The 18,865-nt window shown below is 75.0% G+C and carries 14 protein-coding genes; 10 read left to right on the forward strand and 4 right to left on the reverse strand.

The window, feature by feature from the left end:
* Positions 1-104 precede the first annotated feature (104 nt).
* Together VR894_RS02475 and VR894_RS02480 are read left to right on the forward strand one after the other, a co-directional pair.
* Positions 105-896 carry a general stress protein gene (locus tag VR894_RS02475; protein WP_324649721.1) on the forward strand — a complete coding sequence of 264 codons (792 nt, stop codon included), beginning with the start codon at positions 105-107 and terminating at the stop codon, positions 894-896.
* Complete coding sequence (locus VR894_RS02480; protein ID WP_324649722.1) at positions 893-1,696, forward strand: sugar phosphate isomerase/epimerase; 804 nt, start codon at positions 893-895, stop codon at positions 1,694-1,696. The genes VR894_RS02475 and VR894_RS02480 overlap by 4 nt, the downstream gene beginning before the upstream one ends.
* Here VR894_RS02480 and VR894_RS02485 read toward each other — a convergent pair.
* Complete coding sequence (locus tag VR894_RS02485; protein ID WP_324649723.1) at positions 1,693-3,036, reverse strand: APC family permease; 1,344 nt, start codon at positions 3,034-3,036, stop codon at positions 1,693-1,695. The genes VR894_RS02480 and VR894_RS02485 overlap by 4 nt on opposite strands.
* 86 nt (positions 3,037-3,122) lie before the next feature.
* Here VR894_RS02485 and VR894_RS02490 point away from each other — a divergent pair, with 86 nt between their 5' ends.
* The 3 genes from VR894_RS02490 to VR894_RS02500 are packed head-to-tail and all read left to right on the forward strand — an operon-like array spanning position 3,123 to position 6,124.
* Positions 3,123-3,284 carry a hypothetical protein gene (locus VR894_RS02490; RefSeq protein WP_324649724.1) on the forward strand — a complete coding sequence of 54 codons (162 nt, stop codon included), beginning with the start codon at positions 3,123-3,125 and terminating at the stop codon, positions 3,282-3,284.
* Between the two features lie 3 nt (positions 3,285-3,287).
* Entirely contained in the window at positions 3,288-4,508 is a 1,221-nt protein-coding gene (locus VR894_RS02495; RefSeq protein ID WP_324649725.1) for a zinc-dependent alcohol dehydrogenase, read from the forward strand.
* A complete protein-coding gene (locus VR894_RS02500; protein ID WP_324649726.1) occupies positions 4,505-6,124 on the forward strand; it encodes an NAD-dependent epimerase/dehydratase family protein in 1,620 nt (539 codons plus the stop codon). Before VR894_RS02495 ends, VR894_RS02500 begins: the two co-directional genes overlap by 4 nt.
* Positions 6,125-6,161: 37 nt before the next feature.
* On the opposite strand, the gene VR894_RS02505 is transcribed toward VR894_RS02500, so the two are convergent.
* Positions 6,162-7,682 (reverse strand): aminopeptidase P family protein, encoded by a 1,521-nt coding sequence (locus VR894_RS02505; protein WP_324649727.1) that lies wholly within the window; start codon positions 7,680-7,682, stop codon positions 6,162-6,164.
* Between the two features lie 62 nt (positions 7,683-7,744).
* Here VR894_RS02505 and VR894_RS02510 point away from each other — a divergent pair, with 62 nt between their 5' ends.
* Both VR894_RS02510 and VR894_RS02515 read left to right on the forward strand, forming a co-directional pair.
* The gene (locus VR894_RS02510) at positions 7,745-8,599 is read left to right on the forward strand and encodes a PHP domain-containing protein (RefSeq protein WP_324649728.1); all 855 of its coding nucleotides are present in this window, start codon (positions 7,745-7,747) and stop codon (positions 8,597-8,599) included.
* Complete coding sequence (locus tag VR894_RS02515) at positions 8,596-9,219, forward strand: MarC family protein (RefSeq protein WP_324649729.1); 624 nt, start codon at positions 8,596-8,598, stop codon at positions 9,217-9,219. The genes VR894_RS02510 and VR894_RS02515 overlap by 4 nt, the downstream gene beginning before the upstream one ends.
* Positions 9,220-9,334: 115 nt before the next feature.
* Here VR894_RS02515 and VR894_RS02520 read toward each other — a convergent pair whose 3' ends face one another.
* On the reverse strand, positions 9,335-10,963 hold the full coding sequence (locus VR894_RS02520; RefSeq protein ID WP_416380790.1) for a DEAD/DEAH box helicase: 1,629 nt from the start codon (positions 10,961-10,963) through the stop codon (positions 9,335-9,337).
* A 241-nt stretch (positions 10,964-11,204) separates the two neighbouring features.
* On the opposite strand from VR894_RS02520, the gene VR894_RS02525 reads away from it, so the two are divergent.
* Complete coding sequence (locus VR894_RS02525; protein ID WP_324649730.1) at positions 11,205-11,864, forward strand: ferritin-like fold-containing protein; 660 nt, start codon at positions 11,205-11,207, stop codon at positions 11,862-11,864.
* On the opposite strand, the gene VR894_RS02530 is transcribed toward VR894_RS02525, so the two are convergent.
* The gene (locus tag VR894_RS02530; protein ID WP_324649731.1) at positions 11,861-12,082 is read right to left on the reverse strand and encodes a DUF3107 domain-containing protein; all 222 of its coding nucleotides are present in this window, start codon (positions 12,080-12,082) and stop codon (positions 11,861-11,863) included. The two genes, VR894_RS02525 and VR894_RS02530, sit on opposite strands and share 4 nt — an antisense overlap.
* A 152-nt stretch (positions 12,083-12,234) precedes the next feature.
* On the opposite strand from VR894_RS02530, the gene VR894_RS02535 reads away from it, so the two are divergent.
* Together VR894_RS02535 and VR894_RS02540 are read left to right on the forward strand one after the other, a co-directional pair.
* The gene (locus VR894_RS02535; protein ID WP_324649732.1) at positions 12,235-15,519 is read left to right on the forward strand and encodes a PD-(D/E)XK nuclease family protein; all 3,285 of its coding nucleotides are present in this window, start codon (positions 12,235-12,237) and stop codon (positions 15,517-15,519) included.
* Positions 15,516-18,821: an ATP-dependent DNA helicase gene (locus VR894_RS02540; protein ID WP_324649733.1), complete on the forward strand. Its 3,306-nt coding sequence runs from the start codon at positions 15,516-15,518 to the stop codon at positions 18,819-18,821. Before VR894_RS02535 ends, VR894_RS02540 begins: the two co-directional genes overlap by 4 nt.
* Positions 18,822-18,865: the final 44 nt, after the last annotated feature.

An 18,865-nucleotide genomic window follows, 5' to 3' on the forward strand; every position in this document is an offset into this window, starting at 1 on the left:
GCCGGGGACCGAATGGCCGCACCGGTTTCGCGAGAACCGCACGACCGCGCAGGGTGAGGGGGGCGCGCGTAGCGGTTGCAGCGCCGAAGGGAGACAATCGGCCCATGGCCTTTTCGAGCAGCAGGGGCGGAGTGCCTCCGACACCCACCCTGCCCACCGGCGTCCAGATCGCCTCCTTCGACACCTACCTGGAGGCTCAGCGGGCGGTCGACCTCCTGTCCGACAAGGAGTTCGAGGTCCAGCACACGACCATCGTGGGCACGGACCTGCGGATGGTCGAGCGCATCACCGGGCGGCTGTCCTACCCGCGCGTGGCGCTCGCCGGAGCGATGTCGGGCGCCTGGTTCGGCCTGTTCGTCGGCCTCCTGTTCGGTCTGCTCTCCGAGGGGAGCATCCTCATCATGCTGCTGCCCGCGCTCGTCATCGGCGCCGCCTTCGGGATGCTCTTCGCGCTAGTCTCCTATGCTTTCACGGGCGGCAAGCGCGACTTCACCTCCTCCAGCCAGGTCGTGGCGAGCAGGTACGGCCTGCTCTGTGAGCAGAGCCGGGTCGGGGAGGCCCTGCGGCTGCTCAACGAGGCCGGCATCCGCGCCCGGGTCGGCGCCGACCTCCAGCCGGCCGGCGCGCCCGGCTGGCAGCCCCGGCAGCCGCCCGGCCCCTACGGCGCCCGGGACCAGCAGGGCGTGCCCGCTCCCCAGCCGCCGGACCGGCCCGGCGCGACGTCCGGCCCGGCACAGGAGCCGCGTCCGGCCGAGGCCCCACGCCCCTCCGCGACGCCGGACGAGCCCGAGGCCCCGGCGCGCGGGTTCACGCCCTGGGAGGACGAGCACGGCAACCCGAGGTACGGACGCCGCCGGCCGGACAGCCCGCAGGACGGCGGGGAGCCCACTCCGTGAGGGTCCCCCCGATCCTCCTGTCGACGTCCTCGTGCTACCCGGAGAGCACGGAGTCGTGCTTCGCCGACGCCGCGCGGCTCGGCTACGACGGCGTTGAGGTCATGGTCTGGAAGTGGCCGGAGACCCGTGACCCCGGGCGGCTCAACGCGCTGGCGGAGCAGTACGGCATGCCCGTGCTCGCGATCCACTCCCCGACGCTGCTGCTCACCCAGCGCGTGTGGGGCTCGGACGCCTGGGGCAAGATCGACCGTTCCGTCGAGCTCGCCGAGGCGGTGGGGGCGGAGGTCGTCGTCGTCCACCCGCCGTTCCGGTGGCAGCGGGAGTACGCGAGCGGCTTCGTCGAGGGCATCGCCCGCCGCCAGGCCGCCACCGACGTCAAGCTCAGCGTGGAGAACATGTTCCCGTGGAAGGCCCGTGCGAAGGACGCGAGCCGCACCAAGGAGCGCCACGCCTACCTCCCGCACTGGGACCCGGTCGAGCTCGGCTACGAGAACGTCACCCTCGACCTGTCGCACGCCGGCATCGCCGGGCAGGACTCCCTGGAGATGGCCGCACAGCTGGCCGGACGCCTCGCCCACGTCCACCTCACCGACTCGACCGGCTCGAACCGCGACGAGCACCTGACGCCGGGCCGCGGCACCCAGCCCTGCCGGGAGCTGCTCCAGGCCCTCCCCGGCCTCGGCTTCACCGGCTCGGTCGCCGTCGAGGTGACGACGCGCAAGATGGGACCCGCTGACCGCGAGGCCGCGCTGACCGAGTCGCTCGCCTTCGCCCGGGACCACCTGCCGAGCTTCGGCTAGCTGCGACGGGTCGCCGTCACCGAGTCCGCCGACGGGTCACGGAAGCGTCCCGTCACGGCGTAGAGCACCACGCCGAGCACCATCATCCCCGCCCCGAGGAGCCACACCTGCGCGGTCTGCTGACTCAGCAGCACCGCGCAGGTGAGCAGCGCGAGCACCGGGAGTGCCCGCGGGGTACGGAAGTGCTCGTGGTCGACCGCGTCCTTGCGCAGCACGAGGACGGCGAGGTTGGTGCTGACGAACACGAGCAGCAGGAGCAGGACGACCGTCTCGGCGAGCATCCCCAGGTCCCCGACGAGCGTGAGCCCGACCGCCACGAGGGTGGTGACGACGATCGAGACCCAGGGGGTGCGCCGCTCCGGCAGCACGCGGGTGAGCCCGGAGGGCAGCAGGCCCTCGTCCGCCATCCCGTAGGCCAACCGGCTGGACATGATCATCGTGAGCAGGGCGCCGTTGGCGACGGCGATGAGGGCGATGAGGGAGAACGCCCAGTCGGGGACCCCGACGCCGGACTGCTCGACGACGTCGAGCAGCGGGCTCGAGGACCCGGCGAGGTCGCCCGGCGGCATGATGAGCGCCGAGCCGACGCCGATGAGCGCGTAGACGACGCCCGCCACCGCCAGCGCGCCGAACAGGGCCCGCGGGTAGACGCGGCTGACGTCCTGCACCTCCTCGGCGACGTTGGCCGACACCTCGAAGCCGACGAAGGAGTAGAAGGCGAGGATCGCGCCGGCGAGGACCGCCGAGGCGGCGCCCGTCTCCGGCGGGAGCTCGACCAGCCGGCTCGCGTCGCCCGCCCCGCCCCCCACCGCGACGGCGACGACGACGATGACGAGCACCAGGCCCGAGACCTCGATGACGGTCATGACGACGTTCGACCGGACCGACTCCTTGATACCCCGCGCGTTGAGGAGCGCGAGGAGCACGAGGAAGACGGGCGCGGCGACGCTCGTGGGGACGTCGACGAAGGTGGACAGGTAGTCACCGGCGAAGGCGATGGACAGGCCCGCCGCGCTGGTGACACCGGCGGCGAGCATCGCGAAGCCGACGAGGAAGGAGATGACGGGGCGCCGGAAGGCGCGCTGGGCGAAGATCGCCGCTCCGCCGGCCTTCGGGTACTTCGTCACGAGCTCGGCGTAGCTCGCGGCGGTGAGCAGTGCCATGAGGAAGGCGAGCATGAGCGGCGCCCACATGGCCCCGCCGGACTCGCCGGCGAGCTCGCCGACCAGGGCGTAGATCCCCGCCCCGAGCACGTCACCGAGGATGAACAGGAAGAGCAGCCAGGGAGTGATCCGCCGCGCCAGGCGCGTGGTGTCCGCCGTCGCGGCGTCGGTCGTCATGGGCACAGGATCGGGGTCCCGCGACCACCCGGCAACCGCACGCTCCTCCACGTGCGGGCACCTGTGCCCGGTGCCACAGTGGCCCCATGAGCGAGCAGAGTGAGAACACGCCCACACCGTCCGAGCAGCCCTACGACCCCGCCGAGGACCCGGACGCCGACCCCGAGCAGCTCGAGCGTGAGGAGTCGTTCGACCAGCCGTCCCAGGCGGAGGGGAACGACACGTCCGGCGCCGAGCCCACGAGCTGACCGGTGCGGGCGCTCACGTGGCAGGGTCGGGAGGACGTCCGGGTCGAGGACGTCCCCGACCCCAGGATCCAGCTCCCGACGGACGCGATCATCCGGATCACCTCGACCGCGATCTGCGGCTCCGACCTCCACCTGTACAGCGTGCTGGGGCCGTTCCTCGAGCCCGGTGACGTCCTCGGCCACGAGCCGATGGGTGTCGTCGAGGAGGTCGGCAGCGAGGTGACGGGCCTCAAGGCCGGGGACCGCGTCGTCGTGCCCTTCGTCATCGCCTGCGGCAGCTGCTGGATGTGCTCCCGGGGGCTCCACTCCCAGTGCGAGACCACCCAGGTCACCGAGCACGGCAAGGGTGCCTCGCTGTTCGGGTACACCAAGCTCTACGGGCAGGTCCCCGGCGGCCAGGCCGAGTACCTGCGGGTGCCGCACGCGGACGTCGGTCCCGTCGTCGTGCCCGACGACGGCGAGCCCGACGAGCGGTACCTCTACCTCTCCGACGTCGTGCCCACCGCGTGGCAGGCCGTCGACTACGCGCAGGTGCCACCCGGCGGGACCGTCGTCGTCCTCGGTCTGGGGCCCATCGGCCAGCTCAGCGCCCGGATCGCCCGCCACCGCGGCGCGGAGCAGGTCATCGGCGCCGACCTCGTGCCCGAGCGGCTGGACATGGCACGGCGCCACGGCGTCACCACCATCGACATGCGCGGGGTCAAGGACCTCGCCGGCGCCGTCCGGGAGATCACCGGCGGCCGGGGCGCGGACTCCGTCATCGACGCCGTCGGCATGGAGGCGCACGGCTCGCCCATCGCCGCCGGGATCCAGGCCGGGGCGGGCCTGCTGCCCGACTTCCTGGCGCGGCCGCTGTTCACCAAGGCGGGCGTCGACCGGCTCGCCGCGCTGCACACCGCGATCGAGGTCGTCCGGCGCGGCGGCACGATCTCGCTGTCCGGTGTCTACGGCGGGGCGCAGGACCCGATGCCCATGCTCGACCTGTTCGACAAGCAGGTGACGCTGCGCATGGGGCAGGCCAACGTCCACCACTGGATCGACGAGGTGCTGCCGCTCGTGAGCGATCCCGCAGACCCGCTCGGCGTGCTCGACCTGCGCACCCACCGGATGTCCCTCGAGGACGCCGCACACGGGTACGACATCTTCCAGAAGAAGGAGGACGGCGCGATCAAGGTCGTCCTCGACCCGGCGATGGCGTCGACCCGAGGGGACGCCCGGCCATGAGGGTCGTCGTCGTCGGGGCCTCCGGTCACACCGGGACGCTCCTGCTGGAGGCGCTCGCCACGGAGCCGGAGGTCACCGACGTCGTCGGGGTGGCGCGGCGCGCCCCCGAGGCGGTGCCGCCCTACGACACGGCCCGGTGGGAGCAGGTCGACATCGCCGTGCCCGCACTCCGGGACCGGTCGGAGGAGATCATCCTCGACCGGCTCACCGACGTGGTGCGCGGCGCGGACGTCGTCGTGCACCTTGCCTGGCTCATCCAGCCGAACCGCCAGCGGGACCTGCTGCGCCGGGCCAACGTCGAGGGCACGCGGCGCATCGTGCAGGCGTGCCTGCACGCCGGGGTGCCCCACCTCGTCGCTGCGTCGTCGGTCGGGAGCTACTCCGCCGTCGACGACGACGACCCACGCGACGAGTCGTGGCCCACCGGCGGGATCCCGACGTCGCACTACTCGGTCGACAAGGTCGCGCAGGAGAAGATCCTCGACGAGGCCCAGTCGGCCGGCCTGTCCGTGGCCCGTGTCCGGCCGGCGCTCATCTTCGACACGGACGCCGGCGCCGAGGTCATGCGCCTGTTCCTCGGCGGCGTCGTCCCGCCCGGCCTGCTCCGCCCCGGCGCGCTGCCCGTGCTCCCACTCCCGGCCGGCCTGCGCCTCCAGGCGGTGCACGGCCGCGACCTCGCGGACGCCTACCGCCGGATCGTCGTCCAGCGGGCGACCGGAGCCTTCAACATCGCGGCCGACCCGGTCCTCCACGGACGTGACCTCGCCGAGGTGCTCGACCACGGACGCGTCGTCGAGGTGCCGTCCCGCGCGTTGCGGCCACTCGTCTCCCTCGGCTGGCAGGCCCACCTGGTGGCCAGCGACGCCGGGTGGCTCGACATGGGGATGAGCGTGCCGGTCATGGACACCACCCGCGCACGGACCGAGCTCGGCTGGGCGCCCGAGCGCGACGCCCGTGAGGCGCTGCGCGACATCCTCACCGGGATGGCCGAGGGGGTGGGCCGCCCGAGCGCGCAGATGCGCCCGCGCCGCACGTGGCCGCAGGACCAGCTCCCGCCCGGAGGCATCCACCCCGACGGCGTCGTCGGCCTCGACGACGACTCGCCGGCGCACCGGGTCCCGCCCGGCCTCCAGCGCGACATCCTCGGGCTCTACCTGTCCGACCACCTCACCGGGTCCACCGCCGGCCTCGAGCGGGCGCAGCGGATGGCCGAGGTGTACGCGGACACCGACCTGGGCCCCGACCTCGCGAACGTCGCAGCCGAGATCGAGGACGAGCGCACCTTCCTCAAGCAGCTGATCGACTCCCTCGAGCTGCGGCGGCGCCCGTACCGGCAGGCCGCTGCGTGGGTGGGGGAGAAGGTCGGCCGGCTCAAGCTCAACGAGCGGGTGACCGGCTCACCGATGACCCCGCTGCTCGAGACCGAGCTCATGCGCAGCGCCGTCATGGGCAAGCTGGGCATCTGGCAGACCCTCACCGAGCTCGCCCCCGACCTCGCGCTGCCGCCGAAGCTGTTCGAGGCGCTCGCCGACCAGGCACGGCAGCAGGCCAGCACCTTCGAGCGGCTCCACCAGCACATCATCGGTGAGACCTTCCGCGAGGGCCACGTCGACTGAGCGCGGCGAGGTGCGGGCGTCCCGCGCAGGCCCGGGCTCAGCCCTCCCGCAGGCCGGCCATCCACGCCTCGACGTCCTCGGCGCGGCGAGGCAGGGCCGCACTGAGGTTCTCCACGCTGCCGTCCTGTCGCACGAGCACGTCGTCCTCGATCCGCACCCCGATGCCACGCAGCTCCTCGGGCACCGTGAGGTCGTCGGCGCGGAAGTACAGTCCCGGCTCGATCGTGAACACCATCCCGGGACGGAGCTCGGCGTCGAGGTACATCTCCCGGCGCGCCTGGGCGCAGTCGTGGACGTCGATGCCCAGGTGGTGGCTGGTGCCGTGCACCATCCACCGGCGGTGGAACTGCCCCTCGGGGGCGAGTGACTCCTCCGCGGTGCCGGGCAGCAGGCCCCACTCGGCGAGCCGGTGCGCGAGCACGTCCATCGCCGCGGCGTGGACGTCGCGGAAGCGCACGCCCGGCTCGGCGGCGCGGGCGAAGGCGGCGTCGGCGGCCTCGAGCACGGCGTCGTAGACCGTGCGCTGCGGGGCGGTGAAGACGCCGTCGACCGGCAGGGTCCGGGTGACGTCAGCGGTGTAGAGGGAGTCGACCTCGACGCCGGCGTCCACGAGCACGAGGTCCCCGGGCCGCACGGCGCCGTCGTTGCGGATCCAGTGCAGGGTGTTCGCGTGGTTCCCCGACGCGGCGATCGTGTCGTACCCGACGGCGTTGCCCTCCTCGCGCGCCCGCGCGCCGAAGACGCCCTCGATGACCCGCTCGCCCCGGGGGTGGCTGACGGCGCGCGGGAGGGCGCGGACGATGTCGGCGAAGCCCTCGACCGTGGCCGCCACGGCCTGGCGCAGCTGGTCGACCTCGAAGTCGTCCTTGACGAGGCGCAGCTCGGACAACGCCTCGGCGAGCGCCGCGTCGGCCTCCTCGGGCTGTGCCTGGCCGGTGCGTGCGGTGCTCACCTGGGCCTCGACGGCGGCGTCGACGCCCCGCACGACGCGCAGCTGGACGCCGCCCGCCCCGGCGTCCTTGGCGAGCTCGTCGGCGAGGGAGTCGATGTGGGCGGTGCGCAGCCCGGTGAGGGCGGCCACCTCCTCCAGGCTCGGGCGTTCACCGACCCACAGCTCGCCGTAGCGCGAGTCGGCGTAGAACTCCTCGCTGTCCTTGCCGGCGCGGGGACGGAAGTACAGGACCGCCTCGTGGGTCGTGCCCTCGTCACCGGCTCCGACGGGGTGCAGGACGAGCACGGCGTCGGGCTCGTCGTCGGTGCCCAGGCCGGTGAGGTGGGCGAAGGCCGAGTGCGGCCGGAACCGGTAGTCCGTGTCGTTCGAGCGGGTGACCAGCGTCCCCGCCGGGAGCACGAGCCGCTCGCCCGGGAACAGCGCCCCGATGCGCTCGCGGCGGGCGGCCGCGAACGGCGCCGCGGGGCTCTGGTCCGGCAGCGACTCCTGCGACCCGGCCCACCCGGAGGCGATGAACGCGCGGAAGGCGGGTGAGGAGGGGCGCTGGGACCGGTTCGATCCGCGCTCGCTCAGCGGTTGGGTCTCCGTGCGGTCCGTCTCGCTCATGTGCCCATGGTCGCACGCGGCGCACGTCCACGGCCCGTGCGGCAGGCCTTACGCTGGGCCTCGTGCCCGCCCGCCCCGTCGTCGACCTCCACACCCACTCGAGTCTCTCCGACGGCACGGAGCTCCCTGCCGAGCTCATGTCCGCGGCGCGCACGGCCGGGCTCGACGTCGTCGCCCTCACCGACCACGACACCTGGGACGGGTGGGCCGAGGCCGCCGACGCCGTCGGACGAACGGGGGTCGCCCTCGTGCGCGGCGCGGAGCTCTCCACCTCCGCCGGGGGCGTGAGCGTCCACCTCCTGTCCTACCTGCACGACCCCGCCGCGCGCGGACTCAACGCCGCCGTCGCGCGCGCACGTGACTCGCGGCTCGGGCGGGCGCGCCGCATGGTCGACCGCATCGCCATGGACTTCGACCTCACGTGGGAGGAGGTCGAGGCGCGGCTCGAGCCCGGCGGGACGGTGGGACGGCCGCACATCGCCGACGCGCTCGTCGACCGCGGGTACGTCACCGACCGGTCGGCCGCCTTCCTCGAGATCCTCCACACGGGCGGCCCGTACTACGTGCGGTACGACGCCCCGGACGTCGTCGAGGCCGTCGAGCTCGTCCGTCGGGCGGGTGGGGTGCCCGTCATGGCCCACCCGCGCGCCGCCACCCGTGGCAGGGTCGTCGCGGACCACGTCATCGAGGAGATGACGGCCGCGGGACTGGCCGGCCTCGAGGTGGACCACCGGGACCACGACGAGGGCGCCCGCGCCCAGCTCCGTGACCTCGCGGCGTCGCTCGGGCTGTTCGTCACCGGGTCGAGCGACTACCACGGTGCCGGGAAGCCGAACCGGCTCGGTGAGCACGTCACCGACCCGGCGGTGCTCGAGCAGATCGAGAGCGAGGGCTACCTGCCGGTGGTCCGCCCGTGAGCGATGTCCTCGACGTCTCCCTGCTGGCGACGAGCTTCTTCACCCTGTTCGTCATCATGGACCCGCCCGGCACGGTCCCGATCTTCCTCGCGCTGACGTCGACGAACACGGCCAGGGAGCGCAAGCGGGCCGCTCGGCAGGCGACCGCCGTGGCGCTGGGCGTCATCACGGTCTTCACCGTGCTCGGCCCCTACATCCTGGACTTCCTCGGCATCTCGGTGCCGGCGCTCCAGCTCTCGGGAGGGCTGCTGCTCCTCCTCGTGGCGATGGAGCTGCTCACCGGCAAGGCCGAGGAGCCCCGGCCCGCCGGCGGCGGGAAGGTCAACGTCGCCCTGGTCCCGCTCGGCACGCCGCTGCTCGCCGGCCCAGGCGCGATCGTCGCCGCGATGCTGGCCGTGCAGGACGCCGACGGACCACCCGGCTGGCTCGCGATCGCGCTGGCGATCCTCGGGGTCCACGTCTGCCTGTGGCTGGCCATGCGGTTCTCCCTCGTCATCCACCGGGTGCTCGGGGACGGCGGGACGACGCTGGTCACGCGGCTCGCCGGTCTCCTGCTCGCGGCGATCGCCGTCCAGCTCATGTCCGACGCCGTCTTCGCCTTCATCGCCGCCCACGCCTGAGCCGGCTCCACCCACCCGCCGGTACGGGCGCCGAGCGGCGAGTGCGCCTCGACCGTCGGACGAGCAACGCCCCCGCCCGTGGTGGGCGAGGGCGAGTGGCTCGGCTGGCGAGACCTCAGCTGTCGGACGCGGCGCCCTCGCTCGGCTTGCGGGTGCGACGCCGGCGCCGCGGCTTGGAGCTGCCGCCCTCGCGCGCCTGGCCGTTACCGCTCTCGCGCGGCTGGCTCGGACCGCCCTGGCGGCGGCCGCCGCGGCCCGAGTCGCCGCGGCCGGACCCGCCGGACCGGGCGGTACCCCGCCCGGCGCTCTTGCCGGTCTCCCCTAGGTCCTCGATCGCCTCGGCGTCGAGCCCGGCCCGGGTGCGGGCGCTGCGGGGCAGGCGGCCGGTGACCTCGGTGGAGATCCCGAGGTCGGTGTAGAGGTGCGGCGAGGTGTGGTAGGTCTCGACGGGATCGGGCTGGCCGAGGCCCAGGGCCTTGTTGATCAGCGTCCAGCGCGGGACGTCGTCCCAGTCGACGAAGGTGACCGCGGTTCCCTTCTGCCCGGCGCGGCCGGTGCGGCCGATCCGGTGGAGGTAGGTCTTCTCGTCCTCGGGGCACTGGTAGTTGACGACGTGGGTGACGTCGTCGACGTCGATCCCGCGGGCCGCGACGTCGGTGGCGACGAGGACGTCGACCTTGCCGGCGCGGAAGGCGCGCAGCGCCTGCTCGCGGGCGCCCTGGCCGAGGTCCCCGTGGATGGCGGCGGAGGCGAAGCCGCGCTCGGCGAGGTCGTCGGCGACCTTGGCCGCCGTGCGCTTGGTGCGCGTGAAGACGATGGTCAGGCCGCGGCCGTCCGCCTGGAGGATGCGGGAGAGCATCTCGACCTTGTTCATCGCGTGGGCGCGGTAGACGACCTGGCGGGTGGCCTTGACGGTCGCGCCGTCGTCGCCCGGGTCCTGCGCGCGGATGTGCGTCGGTCGCGTCATGTACCGCCGGGCGAGCGCGACGACGGCGCCGGGCATGGTGGCGGAGAAGAGCATGGTGTGCCGGCCGGCCGGGGTGCTGGCGAGGAGGGTCTCGACGTCGGGCAGGAAGCCGAGGTCGAGCATCTCGTCGGCCTCGTCGAGCACGACAGTGCGCACGCGGGACAGGTCGAGGATGCGCTGCTTGAGCAGGTCGATCATCCGGCCGGGCGTGCCGACGACGACCTCGGCGCCCCGCTGGAGCGCCTCGACCTGCGGCTCGTAGGCGCGCCCGCCGTAGACCTGGACGACGCGCAGCGAGGGGCGGTTGCGGGCGGCGGCGACGAGGTCACCGGCCACCTGGACGGCCAGCTCGCGGGTGGGGACGATGACGACCGCCTGCGGCTTGCCGGCGTCCGGGAGGCTGTCCCAGCCGTCCTCGCCGGGGGCGACGAGGTTCTGCAGGGCGGGGATGCCGAAGCCCAGGGTCTTCCCGGTGCCCGTCTTCGCCTGACCGATGATGTCGTGCCGGGACAGGGCGACGGGCAGCGTGAGCGCCTGGATGGGGAAGGGGTGGATGATCCCGGCGTCGGCCAGGGCCTCGACGATGGGCTGCTCGACGCCGAAGTCGGCGAAGGTCCGCTCCGGCGCCAGGGCCTCGTTGGACGTGTCGGTGACGTCGGTGTCGATGGTGTCGATGCCGGCGTCGCCGAGCGCAGCGGTGTCCGCGGCGGTGGAGATGTCGAGACGGCCGTCGTCGTCGGCGGAGGGCGTGATTACGCCCGAGTAGGTGTCAGTCACGTGGGTGGTACCAATCGGTGTGTGGCGGGGCAGCGAGATCTCGCCGGCGTTTCCCGCGTGGTCGTGGCAGCCGATCGTGGATGAGCAGCCGCGTCAGCGGCGGGGATCTGCGTGCGTACGTGACGACCGGTCAACCGTATGGACCTCGCCAGTGTAGCCCCATGGGCCCGGCATGCGCTGTGACATCGCCCGCAGGCCCGCCGACGGTCCCCCCGGAGCCGGGCGAACTACCCTGAGGCGCATGTCCAGCCCTGAGCCGTCCCTGCCCGTCCTCGAGCAGCCGGGGCAGGTGGTCACCGTGCTCGGGCTCGTGGCCGCGAGCCGGCTCACGGCCTTCGACTGGCTCGCCGAGGACACCGCGCACGCGCCGCGTGCGCAGACGCGCGAGGCGCTGGCCCTCCTCGCCACGCGGCAGCTCGGCCGGTACGCGGACCTTGCGGCGGCCGCCGAGGAGCACGACGCCGTGCTGGTCGCGGCCGCCGAGCCCTACCTCGAGATCATCGACGAGATCGGCCGACGGACGCGCTCGGGGGACTGGTGGGAGCGCGTGGTGCGCACGGTCGTGGCGGGCGGCATGGTCCGTGACCTCGCGCGGCTGGTCGCCGACCAGCTCCCCGACGGGCCGCGGGAGGTCGCCGAGGTGGCGCTCGCGGGGCAGGGCCTCACCGGTCTCGTCGCCGCGGAGGTCACGCGCGCGACGACGGCCGACGAGCGCCTCGACGCGCGCCTGGCCCTGTGGGGCCGGCGCGTCGCCGGGGAGGCGCTCGGTGCGGTCCAGCCGGTGCTCGGGGTGGTGGAGTCCGTCGGAGGCACCGACGTGTCCGGGCTGGCGGCGCCCGCCCTGGGGACGATCTCCGCCGGGCACGCGCGCCGGATGAACCGCCTGGGTCTGTCTGCCTAGACGCCGAAGCCCACGCGGCGAGGAGTCTCGGAGCCGAGCCGGACGTAGCCGAGCGCGCCGCCGGGGACCAGGACCTGCGTGCCGTTCTCGTCGGTGAGCTCGAGCGACGTGCCGGCGTCGACCGCGGCCTTGACGGTCTCCTTGAGCTCCTCGGCGGACAGCGGCGACTCGATCGTGATCTCGCGGGCGATGTCTCGCACGCCGATGGTGATCTCCAAGGTGGCTCCTTCGGGTGCGGCCTGGGGCCGCGGCTGGGACGGGCTGTCGCCCCATCGTAGGCGCGACCGGTGTGCGGGGCGGTCCGGTGTTCGCGGACGGCGTGACCGCGCCGGTGCACGGCGATGTCGGTGCTGCGTGGTTCCATCGTCGTGTGACACAGACGGCGGTTCGGCTCAGCGTGCCCGCGGCGCACGCCCAGGTCGCCCTGGACGCCGACCAGCAGCGCGTCGTCACGCGCCCTGCTGGCGGGGGACACCTGCTCGTCGTCGGGGCACCGGGGAGCGGGAAGACGACGACGGCGGTCGAGACCTTCCTCGCGCGGGCCCAGGTGGGCGCGGCCATGGGCACGCACCCACTGAGCAGCCCGGCGCTCCTCCTCACGCCCTCCCGGCGGTCCGCGGACCGCGTGCGTGACGCCGTCGGCACCCGCCTCGTGGCCGGTGGGGGCAGCACGCGCGGTCTCGTGCGCTCGGTCGCCTCCTTCGCCTACGCCGTCGTCCACGCGCGCGCGGCCGCCCTGCGCCAGCCGGCCCCCACCCTCGTCACCGGCCCGCAGCAGGACGCGATCCTCGCCGAGCTCCTCGCCGGGCACGCCGACGGCCTGGGCCGCGACCCCGGCTGGCCCGCGTCCATCGGCGCCGACACCCGGGCTCAGCACGCCTTCCGTGGACAGCTGCGCGACCTCCTCACCCGGGCCGTCGAGCTCGGGCTCAGCCCGGCCGACCTCGCCGCGCTCGGCCGCCGCGCCGGGCGCCCGGAGTGGGAGTCCGCCGCCGTCGTCCTTGAGGAGTACACCGACGTCACCGTCCTCGGTGAGAGCCCGGCCGACCGCGGGGCGCGGTACGACGTCGCCGCGATCGTCGACGTCGCCACCCAGGCCCTGCGCCGCTGGCGGACCGAGCTGCCCGACCTGTCCCCGCCCCGGTGGGGCACCGTCGTCGTCGACGACTACCAGGACGCTACGCTCGCCACCGCGCGGCTGCTGCACGCCCTCGCCGACGACGGCGCCGAGCTGGTCCTCCTCGGGGACCCCGACGCCGGGGTCCAGGGCTTCCGCGGCGGGACGCCCGCGCTCGTGGGCCGGGCGGTCACCGGTGACCCGATCGGCGGCTTCCGGGCCGAGCGTGAGGTGCTCGGCACCGTGTGGCGTGCGACCCCCGAGCTGCGCGAGGTCACCCGCAGGGTGACGAACGAGGTCTCGGTCGTCGGTGGAGCGCGGCACCGGACCGCGCCGCACGCCACGGAGCGCGCCGGCCTGCTCCCGTTCACCCCGCCGCACGAGGACGGGGCACCGCACGGCGTCGAGACCGCCGTGCTGCGCAGCACGAGCCAGCAGGCCGCGCACATCGCCCGCCGGCTCCGCGAGGAGCACCTCCACCACGGCACGCGGTGGTCGCAGATGGTCGTCGTCGTGCGGTCGACCGCGCAGGTCGCCGGCCTGCGCAGGCAGCTGCGGGACGCCGGCGTGCCCGTCGCCCAGGACGGCGCGCGGCAGGCGCTGCGCGACGAGCCCGCGGTCCGCCCCCTGCTCACCGCCCTGCACGCGGTGACGGCGGGGCTGGACGCCGAGGCTGCCGTCACCCTGCTGTGCTCCCCGGTCGGCGGGATGGACGCCGTCTCGCTGCGCGGGCTGCGCCGGTCCCTGCGGTCCTCCGTCGCCGCCGAGCTCCCGGACGCGAGCGCCCCGGCGGCCGTCCGCGCCGCCACCGACGAGCTGCTCCTCGAGCTCCTCGCCGAGCCGGCGCGCGCCGAGCACGTCCCCGGCCCCTACCGCGGCGGACCCCTGCGCGTCGCCCGGGTGCTCGCTGCCGGGCGGGCCGCAGCGGCGCGCGGCGGCGGGGCGACGGACGTGCTGTGGGCGGTGTGGGACGCCACCGGGCTCGCGGAGCCGTGGCGGCGCCGGGCGCTCGCCGGCGGCGCGGCGGGGGAGCGCGCGGACGCCGACCTCGACGCCCTCATGGCCCTGTTCCGTGCCGCCGAGCAGTTCGACGAGCGGCAGGCGGGCGCGGGGCCGGCGGGCTTCGTGGCCGACGTCCTGGCCCAGGACATCGCCGCGGACACCCTCGCCGCCCAGGCGCAGCGCCGGGAGACCGTCGCCATCCTCACCCCGGCCGGGACGGGAGGCGGGCAGTGGGAGGTCGTCGTCCTCGCCGGGCTCCAGGAGGACGTGTGGCCCGACCTCCGCCTGCGCGACACGCTCCTGGGGGCCGGTGAGCTCGCGGAGATCGCCTCCGGGCGCCGGGAGCCCGGCACGGCGGTCCCGCGCAGCCAGGCGCGTCGCGACGTCCTGGACGACGAGCTGCGGATGCTCGCCGTCGCCGTCTCCCGTGCCACGCGCCGGCTGGTCGCCACCGCGGTGCTCGACCTCGACGACCGCCCCTCCTCCTTCCTCGAGCTGCTCGGCGCCGACGACGCCGGGGAGGCCGTCGGCCACGTGCCCCCGGCCCTCGACCTGCGCGGCCTCGTCGCCGAGCTGCGCGCCGCGCTGGACGAGGAGCTGGCGGCGGACGCGCGCGGCGAGGCGCGGGTGGCGCGCCGGGAGGCCGCCGCCGCCCTGCTCGCGCACCTCTCGGCGGAGGACGTGCCCGGGGCCGACCCGGACGAGTGGCACGGGCTGGCGGCTCCCAGCAGCACGGCGCCGCTGCACGGGCCGGAGGCGCAGGTGCCGGTGACACCGTCCACGGTCGAGACGGCCGACCGCTGCCCGCTGCGGTGGGCGCTGCAGACCGCCGGCGGGCGCCGGGAGGACTCCCTGGACCAGTCGCTGGGCACCCTCGTCCACGAGATCGCCGCCGACCACCCGCACGGCACCCTCGAGGAGCTGCGCTCCGCCCTGGACGCCCGCTGGTCCTCCCTCGGACTCGGTGACGGCTGGGTCGGGCGGCGCTCGCGGGCAGAGGCGGAGCGCATGGTCGAGCGGCTGGCGCAGTACATCGCCGGGGTGCCGGGCGACGTCGACGTCGAGACCTCGTTCACCGCCGACGTCGGGCGCGCCCGCCTCGTCGGTCGGATCGACCGCGTCGAGCGCCTCGGCCCCGCGCCCGAGGACGACGGCGAGGGGGACACGCCACGCGAGCTCGTGCGCGTCGTCGACCTCAAGACCTCCAAGAGCCCGGTGAGCGAGGACGAGGCCCGCACCAACGCCCAGCTCGCCACCTACCAGGTCGCCGTCGAGGCGGACGGGCTGGACCGGCCCGCGACGTCGGCCGGCGCACGGCTCGTCTACCTCGGCGCGGGCCGGACCGCACCCACCGCCCGCCAGCAGGTGCCGCCGCGGGACGCCGAGGAGCCCGGCTGGGCGCACGACCTCGTCGCGCGGGTCGCCGACACCATGGCCGGGTCGTGCTTCGACGCCCGGCTCAACCCCGGCTGCACGCACTGCCCCGTGCGGCGCAGCTGCCCGCTCCAGTCCGAAGGGCGTCAGGTGACGCAGTGACCCAGGCACCCACGACGACGATCCGGCACAGCCCCGCGGACATCGCCCGGGCGCTGGGCCAGCACGTGCCCACCGAGGAGCAGCAGGCGGTCATCGAGGCGCCGCTCGCGCCCCAGCTCGTCGTCGCCGGAGCGGGCTCCGGCAAGACCGAGACGATGTCCGCGCGGGTGGTCTACCTCGTCGCGAACCGCCTGGTCCGCGCCGACGAGGTCCTCGGCCTGACCTTCACCCGAAAGGCCGCGGCCGAGCTGTCCGACCGCGTCCGCCTCCGCCTGCGCCAGCTGCGCCGCGCCGGGCTCCTCGACGACGCCGACGCCCCCCGCATGGACGTCGACCGGCCCACCATCGCCACGTACAACTCCTTCGCCGCGGACATCGCCAAGGAGCACGCGCTGCGGGTCGGGATGGACCCCGAGGCCCGGCTCGTCACCGAGGCCGGTGCCTGGCAGCTCGCCGACGGCGTCGTCCAGGGCTGGCACGCCGTGCTCGACGTCGACGCCTCACCCGCGTCGGTGACCGAGGCGGTGCTCTCGCTGTCCGGCGCGCTCGCCGAGCACCTCCTCACCACCGACGAGGCCCGTGAGCAGCTCGAGCACCTCGCCGGCTCGCTCACCGAGGCCGCGCCCGCCGGCCGCACGAAGGACCCCTACGCCGACACCCGCAAGGTCGTCGCGTCGCTGCGGGAGCGACTGGCCCTCCTCGACCTCGTCGACGCCTACGCCCGTACCAAGCGCGAGCACGGGGTGATGGACTTCGCCGACCAGGTCGCGATGGCCGCCCGCATCGCCGAGACCGTGCCCTCCGTCGGGCAGGCGCTGCGTGAGCAGTACCCCCTCGTCCTGCTCGACGAGTACCAGGACACCTCCGTGGCCCAGCTGCGGCTGCTGTCCACCGTCTTCGGCGGGGGGCACGCCGTCACCGCGGTCGGCGACCCCAACCAGGCCATCTACGGCTGGCGCGGCGCCGCGGCCGCCGCACTGGCCGACTTCCCCGGCCAGTTCCCCAGCCTCGGCCGCGCCGGCCAGGACCAGACCCCTACGCGCTACCTGCGCACCTCGTGGCGCAACGACGCCCGCATCCTCGCCGTCGCCAACCGGGTCTCGGGACCGCTGCGCGTCGCCGAGGACGGTGCACCCTCGCCGGTCGAGGTACCCGAGCTCGTCGCGCGGCCAGGGGTCGCGGACGGGCACGTGCTCGCCGCCTACGCCGAGTCCGTGGAGGAGGAGGTCGGCGAGATCGCCGCCTTCTTCGCCGAGCGCTGGGCACCGGAGGAGACGGCCGCGGTGCTGTGCCGCACGCGGTCCCAGTTCACCGCCGTCGTCGACGCCCTGCGTGGACGAGGTGTGCCGGTCGAGGTGCTCGGCCTGGGCGGCCTGCTCTCCGCGCCCGAGGTGGTCGACGTGCGCGCAGCCCTCGAGACCGCCCACGACGCCTCGCGCGGCGACTCCGCCATGCGGCTGCTCACCGGCGCCGGCCTGGGCGCCGCGGACCTCCACGTCCTCGGCGCCTGGGCACGCGCGCTCGCCGCCGGGGCCGGCGCCCGTGGAGAGGCCAGCGTCGTCGAGGCGGTCGACAGCCCTCCGCCGCCCGGGTGGCGCTCCCCGTCCGGCGCCACCCTCACCGGCGACGGGCTGCGCCGCGTCCAGCGAATCGGTGGGCTGCTGCGGCAGGTGCGCTCCCTGAGCTACCTGTCCCTCGCGGAGGTCGTCGCCCACACCATCACGCTCATGGGCCTGGACATCGAGGTCGCGGCCCGCGCGGGACGCGTCGCTGCCCACGCCCGCGGCAACCTCGACGCCTTCGTCGACGTCGCCGCCTCCTTCGCCGCCGACACCGGCGGGGCCGGGCTCGGGACCTTCCTCGGCTGGCTGGACGCCGCCGAGGAGCGCGAGCGCGGACTCGAGCCGGTCGACGCCGACCCCCAGCCCGGAGCGGTCCAGGTGCTCACCGTCCACGCCGCGAAGGGCCTGGAGTGGGACGTCGTCGCCGTGCCCGGCCTCGTCGAGTCCCAGTTCCCCAGCTACCGCGGGACGCCGGCCGCCGACGGCGCGGTGTCCGCCTCCGGCTGGCTCACCGACCGGTGCGCGCTGCCCTCCCCCCTGCGTGGGGACGCCGACAGCCTGCCGGCGCTCGACATCCCGCCCGCGCCCACGCACGCCGACGTCCGCGACGCCCTCACCCAGCTCAAGCGGGACGGCGGCCGGCACACCGTCGCCGAGGAGCGGCGGCTCGCCTACGTCGCCGTCACCCGGGCGCGCCACACCCTGCTGCTCACCGGCTCCTGGTTCCGTACCGGGAAGACGCCGCTGCCGCCCTCACGTTTCCTCGCCGAGCCCCGCGACGCCGGGCTGGTCGAGGACGGCCGGCTGGGCTGGGCGGCCGAGCCGGACGCCGAGGCCGTCAACCCGAGCCTCGAGCGGGTCGTCACGGCGAGCTGGCCGCTCGACCCCCTCGGTGAGCGCCGCGACCGGCTCGAGGCGGCGGCGGTCGCCGTCCGCACGGCCGCGGGACCGCCCGACCCCGCGACCCTGCCGGCCGGCACCACCGCCACGGCCGACGTCCACCGGTGGGTGCGGGACACCGGGCTGCTGCTGCGGGAGCGGGCGGAGTCGCGCACGGCGGGGCTCGAGGTGTCCCTCGGCAGCCACCTCTCGGCGTCCGGCGTCGTCGGTCTGGCCCACGACCCGCAGGGCTTCGCCCTCGACCGCCGTCGACCCATGCCCGGCGCCCCCAGCGAGCACGCGAGCGTCGGCACGCTCTTCCACGCCTGGGTGGAGGAGTACTACGGCGCACCGAGCCTCCTCGACGTCGACGGCGCGGAGGACCTCGCCGAGGAGGACGAGCCCCCGGGCGACGCCGGCCCGGAGGCCACGCGCGCGGCCCCGCCACGCCGGGCAGCGGGCACGCCGCCGGATCTCGGCGCCCTCAAGCGCGCCTTCACGGACTCCGCGTGGGCGACGCGTCGACCCGTCGCGGTGGAGGTCGACCTCGAGACCGCCGTCGCCGGGACGGTGGTCCGCTGCCGGATCGACGCGGTCTTCGACGACGAGCACGGCGTCGACGTCGTCGACTGGAAGACCGGCGCCCCACCGCGGGACGCGCAGACGCTGGCGGCGCGTGAGCTCCAGCTCGCGCTGTACCGGCTGGCGTGGGCCCGGCACACCGGGCGGCCGCTCGAGGAGATCGGGGCCTCGTTCTACTACGTGGCGGCCGACCGGACCGTCGCGGCGGGCCGGCTCACGGAGCGGGAGATCGAGCAGCGCGTCGCCGCCGCGCTGAGCGACGTCGGCTCCGCCGGCTGACCCCACCGACCGGAGCCGCCGGGCAGTGCCCGGTCTCACCCGCG

Source organism: Georgenia sp. H159 (assembly GCF_035607575.1).
In the GTDB taxonomy this organism is placed as follows: domain Bacteria; phylum Actinomycetota; class Actinomycetes; order Actinomycetales; family Actinomycetaceae; genus Oceanitalea.

Excerpts from the sequence above, each read along its gene's own strand:
- VR894_RS02500 (WP_324649726.1), top strand. The coding sequence starts at position 4,505 with ATGAGGGTCGTCGTCGTCGGGGCCTCCGGTCACACCGGGACGCTCCTG.
- VR894_RS02505 (WP_324649727.1), bottom strand. The coding sequence starts at position 7,682 with ATGAGCGAGACGGACCGCACGGAGACCCAACCGCTGAGCGAGCGCGGA.
- VR894_RS02485 (WP_324649723.1), bottom strand. The coding sequence starts at position 3,036 with ATGACGACCGACGCCGCGACGGCGGACACCACGCGCCTGGCGCGGCGG.
- VR894_RS02490 (WP_324649724.1), top strand. The coding sequence starts at position 3,123 with ATGAGCGAGCAGAGTGAGAACACGCCCACACCGTCCGAGCAGCCCTAC.
- VR894_RS02525 (WP_324649730.1), top strand. The coding sequence starts at position 11,205 with ATGTCCAGCCCTGAGCCGTCCCTGCCCGTCCTCGAGCAGCCGGGGCAG.
- VR894_RS02475 (WP_324649721.1), top strand. The coding sequence starts at position 105 with ATGGCCTTTTCGAGCAGCAGGGGCGGAGTGCCTCCGACACCCACCCTG.